The organism is Noviherbaspirillum sp. (genome assembly GCF_035944575.1).
GTDB lineage: Bacteria > Pseudomonadota > Gammaproteobacteria > Burkholderiales > Burkholderiaceae_D > Noviherbaspirillum.
Window position 1 is genome coordinate 1 of record NZ_DASZBA010000089.1, and the last position, 12,972, is coordinate 12,972.

16 protein-coding genes and 3 tRNA genes are annotated in these 12,972 nt (G+C 56.1%); all 19 read left to right on the forward strand.

What is annotated here, in order from left to right; translation table 11 throughout:
- Nucleotides 1–1,348, forward strand: a 1,348-nt coding sequence (locus tag VGU61_RS05160; protein ID WP_326858035.1) for a DHA2 family efflux MFS transporter permease subunit, incomplete at its 5' end; no start/stop codon positions are given.
- Nucleotides 1,349–1,482: 134 nt separating this feature from the next.
- Entirely contained in the window at nt 1,483–2,736 is a 1,254-nt protein-coding gene (locus VGU61_RS05165; RefSeq protein ID WP_326858036.1) for a GGDEF domain-containing protein, read from the forward strand.
- A 104-nt stretch (nt 2,737–2,840) separates the two neighbouring features.
- A complete protein-coding gene (locus VGU61_RS05170; protein WP_326858037.1) occupies nt 2,841–4,469 on the forward strand; it encodes a tetratricopeptide repeat protein in 1,629 nt (542 codons plus the stop codon).
- A 138-nt stretch (nt 4,470–4,607) separates the two neighbouring features.
- Nucleotides 4,608–5,585, forward strand: a complete 978-nt coding sequence (locus VGU61_RS05175) for a type 1 glutamine amidotransferase (protein WP_326858038.1) — start codon at nt 4,608–4,610, stop codon at nt 5,583–5,585.
- 112 nt (nt 5,586–5,697) lie between these two features.
- Nucleotides 5,698–5,783, forward strand: a tRNA-Tyr gene (locus VGU61_RS05180).
- A gap of 70 nt (nt 5,784–5,853) precedes the next feature.
- Nucleotides 5,854–5,927 (forward strand) — tRNA-Gly (locus VGU61_RS05185).
- Between the two features lie 45 nt (nt 5,928–5,972).
- A tRNA-Thr gene (locus VGU61_RS05190) sits at nt 5,973–6,047 on the forward strand.
- An 84-nt stretch (nt 6,048–6,131) separates the two neighbouring features.
- Nucleotides 6,132–7,322, forward strand: a complete 1,191-nt coding sequence (gene tuf, locus VGU61_RS05195; protein WP_326858039.1) for an elongation factor Tu — start codon at nt 6,132–6,134, stop codon at nt 7,320–7,322.
- Between the two features lie 83 nt (nt 7,323–7,405).
- Nucleotides 7,406–7,744 (forward strand): 30S ribosomal protein S10, encoded by a 339-nt coding sequence (gene rpsJ, locus VGU61_RS05200; RefSeq protein ID WP_326858040.1) that lies wholly within the window; start codon nt 7,406–7,408, stop codon nt 7,742–7,744.
- Nucleotides 7,745–7,901: 157 nt separating this feature from the next.
- Nucleotides 7,902–8,606 (forward strand): 50S ribosomal protein L3, encoded by a 705-nt coding sequence (rplC, locus tag VGU61_RS05205; RefSeq protein ID WP_414691598.1) that lies wholly within the window; start codon nt 7,902–7,904, stop codon nt 8,604–8,606.
- 3 nt (nt 8,607–8,609) lie between these two features.
- The gene (rplD, locus tag VGU61_RS05210; protein WP_326858042.1) at nt 8,610–9,230 is read left to right on the forward strand and encodes a 50S ribosomal protein L4; all 621 of its coding nucleotides are present in this window, start codon (nt 8,610–8,612) and stop codon (nt 9,228–9,230) included.
- Nucleotides 9,227–9,544: a 50S ribosomal protein L23 gene (rplW, locus tag VGU61_RS05215; RefSeq protein ID WP_326858043.1), complete on the forward strand. Its 318-nt coding sequence runs from the start codon at nt 9,227–9,229 to the stop codon at nt 9,542–9,544. Before rplD ends, rplW begins: the two co-directional genes overlap by 4 nt.
- A complete protein-coding gene (rplB, locus tag VGU61_RS05220) occupies nt 9,544–10,371 on the forward strand; it encodes a 50S ribosomal protein L2 (RefSeq protein WP_326858044.1) in 828 nt (275 codons plus the stop codon). Before rplW ends, rplB begins: the two co-directional genes overlap by 1 nt.
- Nucleotides 10,372–10,381: 10 nt before the next feature.
- Nucleotides 10,382–10,657, forward strand: coding sequence for a 30S ribosomal protein S19 (rpsS, locus tag VGU61_RS05225; protein ID WP_326858045.1), 276 nt, complete (start codon nt 10,382–10,384; stop codon nt 10,655–10,657).
- A gap of 6 nt (nt 10,658–10,663) precedes the next feature.
- Nucleotides 10,664–10,996 carry a 50S ribosomal protein L22 gene (rplV, locus tag VGU61_RS05230; RefSeq protein ID WP_326858047.1) on the forward strand — a complete coding sequence of 111 codons (333 nt, stop codon included), beginning with the start codon at nt 10,664–10,666 and terminating at the stop codon, nt 10,994–10,996.
- A 9-nt stretch (nt 10,997–11,005) separates the two neighbouring features.
- Nucleotides 11,006–11,845 (forward strand): 30S ribosomal protein S3, encoded by an 840-nt coding sequence (gene rpsC / locus VGU61_RS05235; RefSeq protein WP_326858048.1) that lies wholly within the window; start codon nt 11,006–11,008, stop codon nt 11,843–11,845.
- Between the two features lie 2 nt (nt 11,846–11,847).
- Nucleotides 11,848–12,267, forward strand: a complete 420-nt coding sequence (gene rplP / locus VGU61_RS05240) for a 50S ribosomal protein L16 (protein WP_119740683.1) — start codon at nt 11,848–11,850, stop codon at nt 12,265–12,267.
- Nucleotides 12,268–12,279: 12 nt separating this feature from the next.
- On the forward strand, nt 12,280–12,471 hold the full coding sequence (gene rpmC / locus VGU61_RS05245; RefSeq protein ID WP_326858049.1) for a 50S ribosomal protein L29: 192 nt from the start codon (nt 12,280–12,282) through the stop codon (nt 12,469–12,471).
- The gene (rpsQ, locus tag VGU61_RS05250) at nt 12,471–12,743 is read left to right on the forward strand and encodes a 30S ribosomal protein S17 (RefSeq protein ID WP_326858050.1); all 273 of its coding nucleotides are present in this window, start codon (nt 12,471–12,473) and stop codon (nt 12,741–12,743) included. The genes rpmC and rpsQ overlap by 1 nt, the downstream gene beginning before the upstream one ends.
- Nucleotides 12,744–12,972 lie beyond the last annotated feature (229 nt).

The window sequence follows — 12,972 nt, forward strand, 5'->3', positions numbered from 1 at the left end:
CATGGCATCCATCCTGTCATCCACCATTGTCAACGTGGCGGTGCCGGACCTCAGCCAGCATTTCAGCCTGGGGCAAGAGCGCGCGCAGTGGGTATCGGCCGGATTCATGCTGGCCATGACCCTGTCAATGCTGACGACGCCCTGGCTGCTGCTGCGTTTCGGATTGCGGCGCACCTATAGCGGGGCAATTTTGCTGCTGCTGGTTGGTGGGGTGGTGGGCGGCTTCAGCCTCAATTACCCGATGCTGCTGGCCATGAGGGTGGCGGAGGGCTTGGCCGCCGGCGTATTGCAGCCGATTCCGGCGATTGTGATCTTGCGGGCATTCGACGCCAAGGAGCAAGGTAAGGCGATGGGCATTTTCGGCTTCGGCGTGGTCTTGGCGCCGGCCCTCGGTCCCAGCGTCGGCGGCTTCCTGGTCGAGCATTTCGGCTGGCGCTCGATCTTTTTCGTCGTGGTGCCGTTCTGTCTGGCGGTGCTGTGGCTGGTCAACCGTTTCCTGGCCGTCAATTCACCGATGATGGGTGATGCCAAGCGCCTTGACTGGAAGGGACTGCTTCTGGCGGGTCTCTCCACTGTCTGCATACTGAATGGACTGGTCCATCTACATGACGACCGCCTGCAGGCGGCCGGCCTGCTGCTGGTCGGCGTGGCCAGCCTGGTCGGCTTCGTTCTCTACCAGTTGCGCGCGGACGCGCCGCTGATCAACATGACCTTGTTCAGCCACCAGCAGTTCGCGATGGGTGCGCTGGTGGCGTTCATCTACGGCGCCGGCCTGTTCGGCTCCACCTATCTGCTGCCGGTCTATATGCAGATGGCCCTGCATTACTCGCCATCGGAAGCCGGGCTCGTGCTGCTGCCGGCCGGCATTGTGCTGGGAATTACCATCATCGCCGCCGGCAAGCTGGCGGATCGTTTCCCGCCCAACATTCTCGTATCGGCCGGATTGTGCCTGCTGGCCCTGTCGTTCGGCCTGATGGCAGCAGGCTCCGCCGCCACCAGTTATGTCACGCTGATGGCATGGGCGATCATCGGCCGCGTCGGCCTCGGATTCGTATTGCCATCCCTGAGCCTCGGCGCAATGCGGGGTGTGGAATTCGACCTGATTGCCCAAGGCGCAAGCGCCATTAATTTTCTTCGCCAGCTCGGCGGCGCGATCGGCGTAAGCCTGGTGGGTGTCGTGCTTGAATGGCGCCTTGCAATCCGCCATACCGGCTTGGCCGCGCAAGGGGGCGATGAAACCGCCCGGATCGACGCATTCAATGAAACATTTCTGTTCGTCGCCCTGCTGTGCGCCGCCGCCGTACTGGCCGCGTGGCGAATGCGCCCATCCCCGACTTCGGGCAAGTAATCAGCGAAGAAAAATCCTTTTGGTTTTCCGAATTGCGGGTGACTTACGGTTAATATATTGCTCCAAAGCAGCTTGTAGCGAAACGGCAAGCTATCGTTTCGCCAGCATGCGTGATCAGCTCCCGGTGCAAGGCCATGCCATCATCAAACCCGAACGAAGTTGTTTCCGATACGGATAACTTCCCCAATACCCAGGGATTGATGGAGTTCGCCGAGAAAAAGACGACTTCGTCCCAGCCCCCGGGCGTCCTGCCGTCCCCTCCGCCATCACGCCGCAAGGACCATTCAGTTGATGCGAAACGCCAGGCGAGCCGCATCCGCCGCCTGTTACTGGTTGCCGTTTTCGGATTTTGCTACCTGATCGGCCTTGCCTGCCTCCATGTCGCGGGCATGGTGGACCGGGCAACGCTCTCGCTTGCCGCTGCCGCCGTTATCCTGATCATGGCGGGTTTCTTCGGCATATTCGCCGCCGGATTCAACCAGAAAGCGAAAGAAAAAAACCTGACGGCTCCCATCGCATGGTGCGCCGTCGCTATCCTGCTCGGCGTTCTGTATTCCGCTCCCGAAAGCCGCATGTTATTCGTGCCGTTCTCCTTCGTCCTGATGGCGCACGGCATGTACCGGCTGACGCGCAATACGCTGATGATGATGGCCAGCGCGCTGCTGACTGGCTATGCCGGCGTGATCGGCCTGCATTCGCTGCAGCCGATCGACCCGCAAGCCTGGAAACTGCCATGGCTGGAGTGGTTGGCGCTGGCGCTCACCCTGCCGGCATTCGTGGTCCTGACGACACGGATCCGGCGCCTTCACAGCGCCCTGCACAAGGCAGGTCGAAAGATCCGGCATATCGAGGAACATGCCCGGCGCGATCAGCTTCTCGGCTGCTATAACCGGCGTTACCTGATCGCGGCGCTCGACGAACAGAAGCGGCTTGCGGACGAAACCGGCGCGCCGCTGTGCCTCGGCGTGATCGACCTCGACCATTTCAAAAGTATCAATGATGAAGTGGGTCACCTTGCCGGCGACGAAGTGCTGCGCACATTCGCACGGATTGCCGAATCCAACGTGCGCCAGGGCGATGTGTTCGGGCGCTACGGCGGCGAGGAATTCGTGCTGATTTTGCCGCAGACCCCGCTGCTTGCGGCGCTCAATACCGCCGAGCGCATCCGGGAACAGGTGGAGCAGCATGGCTGGCAAGGCAAATCGCTGCGCACCGTCACGGTCTCCATCGGGCTGACGCAATATATCCCCGGTGAATCGGTGCTTGACCTCTTTGCCCGTACCGACACCGCGATGTATCTGGCCAAACGGGGCGGGCGCAACCAGGTTGTGGTCGAAGAATCAAGCATCGAACTATGGCAGGCAACGGAAGCCGACATGCAATATTAAAAATCCCTGCAGTTTTTCGATTTCCCTGCCGTTAATAGGTAGTGTCCAACCAGGATCTGCCGTCGGCGCCATCCCGCAACGGGGCCGAAACGATCTTCTTGTTTATGACCGCACTGCACAATTTAACTGCACTTCTCATCGATCCGAACGCCAGCATGCGGGCGAATATGCACAACATGCTGAACTTGTGCGGGATCACCAAGATTGAACATGCCGTCAGTTCGGGGGCGGCCATCAAAGTCCTGAGAAGCAAAACCTACGATCTCATCCTGTGCGAATATGACCTCGGCGATGGCCAGGACGGTCAGCAATTGCTCGAAGATCTGCGGCACAACAACCTGCTTCCGCTGCTCACCGTATTTATCATCGTCACTGCCGAACGTGCCTATGAGCGCGTGATCAGCGCGGCGGAATTCACCCCGGACGACTATGTGCTCAAACCGTTTACCGCGGACAAGCTTTTGGAGCGCCTTGCCCGCACGCTGGAAAAGCGCAACGCGTTCCGTCCCGTTTACCGGCTGATCGACCAGGGCAACCTGCGGGAAGCAATCATTGCATGCCAGGAGGCGGAGAGCAGCTCACGTCGATATGCCATCGACTTCATGCGCCTGCGCGCCGAACTGCATCTCACCCAGATCGAGCCGGCCGAAGCCGAGCCGATCTATCAGCAGGTGCTCGCAGCCAAGCCGGTCGCCTGGGCGAGCCTCGGACTGGCAAAAACCCTGTTCATGCAGCAGCGATTCGATGAAGCCGAAGGGCTGCTGACCGTTTTGTTGGCTGAAAACGGCAAATACATGGATGCCTATGACTGGCTGGCCAAAACCCATGAGGCGAAGGGACAGCTCGCAGCGGCAAAACAGGTGCTGGAGGACGCCGTCGGCGTTTCCCCGCATGCGGTGCGGCGCCTGCGCAAGCTGGGTGAAGTCGCATTCGAAGCCGGCGACGTCGATACCGCTGAGCGCTCGTTCCAAAAGGTGGTCAGCAAGGCAAAATACTCCGAGTTCCGCGACCCCGAAGATCATGTTCGCCTGGTGCAGACCCTTGTCACAAAAGGCGACGGCGAGCAGGCGGCAAAGGTGATCCGTGACATGGAAAAATCCCTGTCGGGCATGGGCAAAACGCCGGCATGCCGTGCATTGTCGGCCGCCATGCTTCATACCCATAACGGCAACGCGGAAAAGGCCGCTGAAGAATTGAACGCTGCGGTTACCGCCTGCCGCGACACCTTGGGTTTGTCCAGCGATATGAAAATGGCATTGGCCAAAACCTGCCTGCAGCATGACCTGGAGGAGGGAGCATCCGAAGTCATGCGCGACGTGATGAGCAATGCGCCGGAAGGCATGGCGATGGCGAAGGCCAGAAGTGTCTTTGAACAGGCGGGACGCAAGGACCTCGCGGAAAGCGTAGCGCAGGAGAGCCGGCGGCATGTCATTGAACTGGTGTCGTCCGGCGCCGAGAAGGCAAGGCAGGGCGACTATCAAGGTGCAGTTGAGTTGATGACGGCGGCAGTCCGGAAGCTGCCAGACAATCCCCAAGTGGTCTTCAATGCCGCTCTCGCAGTGCTCAAATATCTCGAAAACCTCGGATGGGAGCCCCGGCTTGGAGAGCAGGCGCGCAGCTATATCGACTCCGCCCGACGGCTGGACCCGGGCAATCCACGTCTGACGCCGCTTGGCGAACTGCACCAAACCATTTTGAGAAAATACGCGATTGCCAAGACCGGCAAAGCCTGAACTCCGTATTTCCACTGGCTATTGAACCCGACGCCTGACCGCCGGTCTGATGAGCGCCGGCCTCGCTTGAGGTTGCGGTAAACTGAAATCCGCCCAAAGGATTGCAGGCTCACTGTTGTAGCAACATGCCTTCACGTTATGTCCGACGAAAATAACCCTCAAACACCCTCTGCTAAACCGACTGCTGCGGACGCGCCGTCTGCAACCATTTCATCCGATGCCAACGGTCCGATGACACGCCGTCGTCTTGACCGCGCCGACACACCTTGGGGACAGACACGCAGGGTCATTTCTGCACGATTCCGGGCATTGTCCGACAACGTTCTAAAAACCCTTACCCGCCGCACGCTGAAAATCGGCATTTCGGCTCGTATCTTTCATCCCGAACTCGGTTCGAAGGGATTACGCAGCAAAACCCTGCAGTATCTGGAAGAGTCGATTGCGCAATGGGTGATGTCACGCGATGTCCTGGTATTCATGATACCGACCGTCAATAACAGTGGTTTATTGCATCCAAGCAATATTCGACTGCGCGATTATGCTAAACACTTGGACGGCCTTGTTCTGCAAGGCGGCGCCGACGTCTCACCTCAGACTTATTCAGAGGTTGCAACTCGGCCGGAATGGGGTGGAGATCGTGCACGGGATATGTACGAACTTGAACTGCTGCATGAATTTGTCGAGGCCGGCAAGCCGGTGCTAGGCATATGCCGGGGATGTCAATTGATTAATGTTGCATTCGGGGGCACTCTTTACCAAGACATTGCCTCTGATGTGCCGACCGCGATCGAACACGTCAACGATCTTTACGACAGCCACTACCATGAAATTCATTTCCCGCAAGGGTCGTCGCTAGCCTCATTATTCCCTGCAAAATCGAAAGCACTGGTGAACTCCATCCACCATCAGGCAGTGAAAGATCTGGGCCGCGACCTGATCGTGGAAGCGTATTCGGGAAATGACAACATCGTCGAGGCGGTTCGCTATCGCAAGGCCAATTTCGTAATGGGACTGCAATGGCATCCGGAATTTCACCGCGCCGGAAGCGCAGAACTGCTGGACTGCACCCCGATTCTCGATGATTTCCTTCGCGCCGCTCGCGAAACACGCTTTTGAAGCACACTGGGCAAGAGGTTGGCGAACTCGCAAGTTCTGCAAAAATTACCGGCCAAACAGTATTTTGAGTTGACAAGGCAGGTACCTTCGCCTATAGTTTGGGGTTCCCTGCGGAGAGGTGGCCGAGTGGTTAATGGCAGCAGACTGTAAATCTGCCCTCTAACGAGTACGCTGGTTCGAATCCAGCCCTCTCCACCAAGGTTTCGTCACTATTCAGGTCGTAGCTTTGGGTGCGGAATATGATGTGCGGTTGAGGTTGATGGTCCTTGCGGGTGTAGCTCAATGGTAGAGCTGAAGCCTTCCAAGCTTATGACGAGGGTTCGATTCCCTTCACCCGCTCCAGTTTATGGCTGGACGCGACCCGGTGCGGGTTGCGGACGGCAAGTTGCCCTTGTAGCTCAGTGGTAGAGCACTCCCTTGGTAAGGGAGAGGCCACGTGTTCAATCCACGTCAAGGGCACCAAGTTTGCATAGGTTTGACATCTCAAGATCAGTAAGCATTCGGGCGGGTGCCTGGACGTTCTCATAAAATCGTTAGGAGTCTAAAATGGCAAAAGGCAAGTTTGAGCGGACCAAGCCGCACGTGAATGTAGGCACGATTGGTCACGTTGACCATGGCAAGACCACACTGACCGCGGCGATTGCGACGGTGTTGTCCGCCAAGTTTGGCGGCGAAGCGAAGAAGTATGACGAGATCGATGCGGCGCCGGAAGAAAAGGCACGCGGCATCACCATCAATACCGCGCACGTCGAATACGAAACCGCCAACCGCCACTACGCGCACGTTGACTGCCCGGGCCACGCCGACTATGTGAAAAACATGATCACCGGTGCCGCCCAGATGGACGGCGCAATCCTGGTGTGCTCGGCCGCCGACGGCCCGATGCCGCAAACCCGTGAGCACATCCTGCTGGCACGCCAGGTGGGTGTGCCATTCATCATCGTGTTCCTCAACAAGTGCGACATGGTCGACGATGCCGAGCTGCTCGAGCTGGTTGAAATGGAAGTACGCGAACTGCTGTCGAAGTACGAGTTTCCTGGCGACGATCTGCCGATCGTGCGCGGTTCGGCCAAGCTGGCGCTGGAAGGCGACAAGGGCGAGCTGGGCGAGCAAGCCATCATGAAGCTGGCCGAAGCCCTGGACACCTACATCCCGACACCCGAGCGTGCCATTGACGGCGCGTTCCTGATGCCGGTGGAAGACGTGTTTTCGATCTCCGGTCGCGGCACCGTGGTGACCGGTCGTGTCGAGCGCGGCATCATCAAGGTTGGTGAGGCCATTGAAATCGTTGGTATTCGCGATACCCAGCAAACAACTTGCACCGGCGTGGAAATGTTCCGCAAGCTGCTCGACCAGGGTCAGGCTGGCGACAACGTTGGCGTGCTGCTGCGCGGCACCAAGCGGGAAGACGTCGAGCGTGGCCAGGTGCTGGCCAAGCCGGGTTCGATCAAGCCGCACAAGCACTTCACCGGTGAGATCTATGTGCTGTCGAAGGATGAGGGTGGCCGTCATACACCGTTCTTCAACAACTACCGTCCACAGTTTTACTTCCGTACCACGGATGTGACCGGTGCGATCGAACTGCCGGAAGGCAAAGAGATGGTCATGCCAGGCGACAACGTGTCGATCACCGTGAAACTGATCAACCCGATCGCCATGGAAGAAGGTCTGCGCTTTGCAATCCGTGAAGGCGGCCGTACCGTCGGCGCCGGCGTCGTCGCTAAAATCATCGAGTAACCTCGTTGCGCGACCAATTGCTCTTTGACTAAATACCGTCGCGGGTGATTTCCCGCCCGCGACTTGCTCTTTTAAGGAAAATCATGCAACAAAATCTCGCAAAGCAGAATCTCGTCAAGCAGAAGATCCGGATTCGCTTGAAAGCGTTCGATTACCGCCTGATCGATCAATCGGCGTTGGAAATTGTCGAGACTGCAAAGCGCACAGGCGCAGTGGTCAAGGGGCCAGTGCCGCTGCCGACGCGTATTCAGCGCTTCGACATTCTGCGCTCCCCCCACGTCAACAAGACATCGCGTGATCAGTTTGAAATCCGCACGCACCAGCGCCTGATGGACATCGTTGACCCAACGGACAAGACGGTCGATGCGCTCATGAAGCTCGACCTGCCAGCTGGTGTGGACGTCGAAATCAAGCTGCAGTAATTAGTTCAAATAAACATCGCATACCACATATTTTGCACCTGCAGGTTGTGGAGTGAAAAAACGCAGGTTATAATGTTCGGCTTCGGTATTGCTGCGGAAATCCGCAGCAATACGTTTTTGTAGTACAAACATCAGCCCCGCCCAATCGCAGGCGGGAATGGAGAAAACAATGAGCCAAAATCTTGTTGATAACAAGGTTGAGGGTAAGCGTTTGGGTCTTGTCGGTCGTAAGGTCGGCATGATGCGCATTTTTACAGAAGACGGAGATAGCATTCCTGTCACCGTTCTGGATGTGTCCAACAACCGCGTTACCCAAATCAAGACTCCCGAAACAGACGGTTATTACGCTGTTCAGGTCGCATACGGTCAACGCCGCGCTTCTCGCGTAAATAAAGCGGAAGCTGGTCACCTCGCCAAGGCGGGAGTTGAAGCAGGTACCGTTCTCAAAGAATTTCCTATCGATGCCGCAAAAGCGGCAGAACTCAAGGCTGGCGACGTTATTGCTATCGGCATGTTCGAAGCTGGTCAAAAAGTCGACGTGCAAGGCGTCTCGATCGGTAAAGGGTACGCTGGCACCATCAAGCGTTACAACTTTAGTTCTGGCCGCGCAACACACGGTAACTCCCGTTCGCACAACGTACCTGGCTCTATCGGTATGGCGCAGGACCCAGGACGTGTCTTTCCTGGTAAGCGCATGACCGGTCACATGGGTGACGTCACTTGCACCACGCAGAATCTGGAAATCGCACGCGTCGACGCTGAGCGTCAATTGCTCATGGTTAAAGGTGCTGTGCCGGGCGCAAAGAACGGTCAAGTCATCGTCCGGCCCGCGGTCAAAGTCAAAGCTAAGAAGGGGGGCTAATCGATGGAACTCAAGCTCCTGAATGATCAAGGTCAAGCAGCGTCGAACGTTGCTGCTCCCGATACCATTTTTGGTCGTGACTACAACGAAGCACTGATCCACCAACTGGTCGTTGCTTATCAAGCAAACGCGCGTAGCGGAAACCGGAAGCAAAAGGACCGCGAAGAAGTCAGCCATACAACCAAGAAGCCGTGGCGCCAGAAAGGTACTGGTCGTGCGCGTGCCGGTATGTCGTCGTCGCCGTTGTGGCGCGGTGGTGGTCGCATTTTTCCAAATACGCCGGACGAAAATTTCTCTCATAAAGTCAATAAGAAGATGTATCGCGCTGGCGTTTGCTCGATTCTCTCCCAATTGGCACGTGAAGGTCGCTTGTCTGTTGTGGAAGCAATGTCGGTAGATGCTCCCAAAACAAAGCTCCTGTCACAAAAATTGAAAGGGATGGGGTTGGACTCCGTGCTGGTTATTACTGACAACCTTGACGAGAATTTGTTGCTTGCTTCGCGCAATCTTCCAAATGTGATGATCGTCGAGCCACGTCATGCCGACCCTGTCTCATTGGTGTTCTACAAGAAGGTCCTGATCACCAAGCCGGCGTTGGCAAAGATTGAGGAGATGCTGGCATGAGCGCAGTCATCAAACACAGCGAAGAGCGCCTAATGAAGGTATTGCTTGCGCCAGTAATTTCCGAAAAGGCGACGTTTGTTGCAGAGAAGAACGAGCAGGTCGTTTTTCTAGTCATGCAAGACGCGACTAAGTTGGAAATCAAAGCTGCCGTCGAATTGCTCTTCAAGGTACAAGTGGAGTCGGTACAGGTTGCGAACCGCCAGGGTAAGCAAAAGCGCGCAGGCCGTTTTACCGGTCGCCGCAATCATACCCGCCGTGCGTTCGTGTGTCTCAAGCCGGGTCAAGAAATCAATTTCACCGAGGAGGCTAAATAATGGCGCTCGTTAAAGTGAAACCGACCTCCGCCGGTCGTCGCGGTATGGTGAAGGTCGTCAATCCTGATCTGTACAAAGGGCGTCCATTCTCAGGTCTGGTTGAAAAGAAGTCAAAAAGCGCAGGCCGGAATAACAACGGTCACATCACCACTCGTCATATTGGTGGTGGTCACAAGCAGCACTATCGTGTGATTGACTTCCGTCGTAACAAAGACGGCATTGCTGCAAAAGTCGAGCGTATCGAGTACGACCCAAACCGTACTGCAAATATCGCATTGCTTTGCTACGCCGACGGCGAGCGCCAATACATCATCGCACCAAAGGGCGTTGCTGTGGGCGACCAGCTAATGAACGGCTCGGAAGCGCCGATCAAGGCAGGAAATTGCTTGCCAATTCGCAATATTCCGGTTGGCACGACGATGCACTGTGTAGAGATGTTACCAGGCAAAGGCGCGCAAATGGCGCGTACCGCCGGAGCTGGTGTGGTATTGATGGCCCGTGAGGGAACTTATGCGCAGGTTCGTCTGCGTTCCGGCGAAGTGCGACGCGTGCATATCGAGTGCCGCGCGACAGTTGGTGAAGTGGGCAACGGAGAACACAACCTTCGCAAGATCGGCAAGGCCGGTGCGATGCGTTGGCGGGGTGTCCGTCCGACCGTTCGCGGTGTCGTGATGAACCCAATCGACCACCCGCATGGTGGTGGTGAAGGGCGCACTGCTGCAGGACGTCATCCAGTGTCGCCATGGGGCCAGCAGACTAAAGGCAAGAAGACTCGGCGCAACAAGCGCACGACTTCCATGATCGTCTCGCGCCGCGGAAAGAAATAAGGGTTAACACATGACACGTTCACTGAAAAAAGGGCCGTTCTGTGACGCCCACCTCATCAAAAAGGTCGAGGCCGCTCAGGCAGCCAAAGACAAGAAGCCGATCAAAACATGGTCGCGTCGTTCAACGATCATGCCGGATTTTATCGGCCTGACGATCGCGGTACACAACGGTAAGCAGCATGTGCCGGTGTATATCTCGGAAAACATGGTTGGTCACAAGCTCGGCGAATTTGCTTTGACCCGGACATTTAAGGGTCACGCCGCTGATAAAAAGGCTAAGAAATAAGGTCCGATGATGGAAACTAAAGCTACTCTCCGTGGTGCGCGTCTGTCGGCACAAAAAGGCCGACTTGTCGCTGACCTGATCCGCGGTAAAAAGGTTGACCAAGCGCTCAATATCCTGACGTTTAGCCCGAAGAAGGGCGCCGTCCTGATCAAGCAGGTGCTCGAATCCGCCATTGCAAACGCTGAACACAATGACGGTGCTGATATCGACGAGTTGAAGGTCACGACAATCTACGTCGAAAAAGGCTCGGTTCTCAAGCGATTCACTGCGCGCGCTAAAGGCCGCGGAGATCGTATTTCCAAGCAATCCTGTCACATTTACGTGACTGTCGGTAATTAAGGGGTCACGATGGGACAGAAGATTCATCCAACCGGGTTTCGGCTTTCGGTTACGCGCAACTGGGGATCACGTTGGTACGCAGGTAACGGCAATTTTGCCGGCATGCTCAATGAAGATCTCGATGTGCGCGCATACCTGAAGAAGAAACTGAAAAATGCGTCAGTCGGCCGCGTACTTATCGAACGCCCGGCAAAGAATGCACGTATTACGATTTTCAGCTCTCGTCCAGGTGTGGTAATCGGGAAAAAGGGCGAAGATATTGAAGTCCTGAAGACAGACCTGACAAAGCTGATGGGCGTGCCAGTGCATGTGAATATCGAAGAAATTCGCAAGCCGGAAACAGACGCTCAGCTTATCGCCGATTCGATCGCACAGCAGCTTGAAAAGCGGATCATGTTCCGTCGTGCGATGAAACGCGCAATGCAAAATGCAATGCGTCTCGGCGCTCAGGGGATCAAGATCATGTCGTCCGGCCGACTAAACGGAATCGAAATCGCCCGCCGTGAGTGGTATCGCGAAGGTCGTGTGCCTCTACACACACTTCGCGCAGACATCGATTACGGCTTCGGCGAAGCTGAAACAACTTACGGCATCATCGGAATCAAGGTTTGGGTCTACAAAGGCGATCGTCTTGCCAGTGGAGAAGCACCAACCATAGAAGCGCCGTCCGATGACGACAAAAAGCGCCGCGGTCCACGCCGCGATGATGGTAAGCCAGGCGGTCGGCCACGTCCTAAAAAAGCTGACGGCACAGATGCCGGAACCCCAGCCAATAATTCGGCCAGCAAGCGCGTTCGTGCCCCGAAAAAGCCGGACGCCACCACGCCAGCTGAGAAAGCAGGAGAATAAACATGCTGCAACCAGCACGCAGAAAGTACCGTAAAGAACAGAAGGGCCGTAACAAGGGCATTTCGCATGAGCGCGGCACGGCAGTGTCCTTCGGCGAATTTGGTCTCAAGGCGGTGGGCCGCGGCCGAATTACCGCACGCCAAATCGAAGCGGCTCGCCGTGCGATGACGCGTCACATTAAACGTGGCGGACGTATTTGGATCCGTATCTTCCCGGACAAGCCGATTTCGCAAAAGCCCGCCGAAGTTCGTATGGGTAACGGTAAGGGCAATCCGGAATACTACGTGGCTGAAATTCAGCCTGGCAAAGTATTGTATGAGATGGACGGCGTCGATGAGGCGTTGGCTCGAGAGGCGTTCCGCCTTGCCGCCGCAAAGCTGCCTTTGTCGACAACATTTGTAGTCCGTCAAGTCGGCCAATAATTGGGGTGAACAATGAAAGCATCTGAACTCCGCGGTAAAGACGACGCAGCTCTGACAAAAGAGCTTAACGATTTGCTTAAGGCGCAATTCAGTCTGCGCATGCAGATTGCGACGCAGCAACTGAATAACACTTCGCAGCTGAAGAAGGTGCGTCGCGACATCGCACGTGTGAAAACAGTCATGAATCAAAAGGACGCCAAGTAATGAACGATCAAGTGAAACCTGCGCTCAAGCGCACGCTGATTGGAAAAGTCGTCTCCGACAAAATGGATAAGACTGTTACCGTGTTGGTCGAGAGCCGCGTTAAGCACCCGCTATATGGGAAGATCGTCATGCGTTCGAAAAAGTACCATGCGCATGACGAGAGCAACCAGGTCAAAGAAGGCGATACGGTCGAAATCCAGGAAGGCCGTCCGATTTCCAAGACGAAAGCGTGGAATGTGACTCGTGTTGTCCAGACTGCGCAAATAGTTTGAAAAGGTATTGCGCAATCAGCCCATGGCTGAGATAATGTTTGGCTTCGTTCTGGCAAATTCTTCTGCAAGAGCGCTGTTGTAACGACCGGCACCGCAAGTGCTCGTAGCAGCTGTTATTAAACATCCACCTCATCGGCGCAGCTTTAGGTTCCAAGCGGCTGACGGGACCAAGACTGACCGCGGCGCCGCATTGGGTGGTGCAGCGGATTAAGTTGGGAAAGAAAATACT

Coding starts and splice junctions, on each gene's coding strand:
- VGU61_RS05170 (WP_326858037.1), top strand. CDS start 2,841: ATGACCGCACTGCACAATTTAACTGCACTTCTCATCGATCCGAACGCC.
- VGU61_RS05165 (WP_326858036.1), top strand. CDS start 1,483: ATGCCATCATCAAACCCGAACGAAGTTGTTTCCGATACGGATAACTTC.
- rplB (WP_326858044.1), top strand. CDS start 9,544: ATGGCGCTCGTTAAAGTGAAACCGACCTCCGCCGGTCGTCGCGGTATG.
- rpmC (WP_326858049.1), top strand. CDS start 12,280: ATGAAAGCATCTGAACTCCGCGGTAAAGACGACGCAGCTCTGACAAAA.
- rplV (WP_326858047.1), top strand. CDS start 10,664: ATGATGGAAACTAAAGCTACTCTCCGTGGTGCGCGTCTGTCGGCACAA.
- tuf (WP_326858039.1), top strand. CDS start 6,132: ATGGCAAAAGGCAAGTTTGAGCGGACCAAGCCGCACGTGAATGTAGGC.
- rplD (WP_326858042.1), top strand. CDS start 8,610: ATGGAACTCAAGCTCCTGAATGATCAAGGTCAAGCAGCGTCGAACGTT.
- rplW (WP_326858043.1), top strand. CDS start 9,227: ATGAGCGCAGTCATCAAACACAGCGAAGAGCGCCTAATGAAGGTATTG.
- rpsJ (WP_326858040.1), top strand. CDS start 7,406: ATGCAACAAAATCTCGCAAAGCAGAATCTCGTCAAGCAGAAGATCCGG.
- VGU61_RS05175 (WP_326858038.1), top strand. CDS start 4,608: ATGTCCGACGAAAATAACCCTCAAACACCCTCTGCTAAACCGACTGCT.
- rpsC (WP_326858048.1), top strand. CDS start 11,006: ATGGGACAGAAGATTCATCCAACCGGGTTTCGGCTTTCGGTTACGCGC.
- rpsQ (WP_326858050.1), top strand. CDS start 12,471: ATGAACGATCAAGTGAAACCTGCGCTCAAGCGCACGCTGATTGGAAAA.
- rpsS (WP_326858045.1), top strand. CDS start 10,382: ATGACACGTTCACTGAAAAAAGGGCCGTTCTGTGACGCCCACCTCATC.
- rplP (WP_119740683.1), top strand. CDS start 11,848: ATGCTGCAACCAGCACGCAGAAAGTACCGTAAAGAACAGAAGGGCCGT.
- rplC (WP_414691598.1), top strand. CDS start 7,902: ATGGAGAAAACAATGAGCCAAAATCTTGTTGATAACAAGGTTGAGGGT.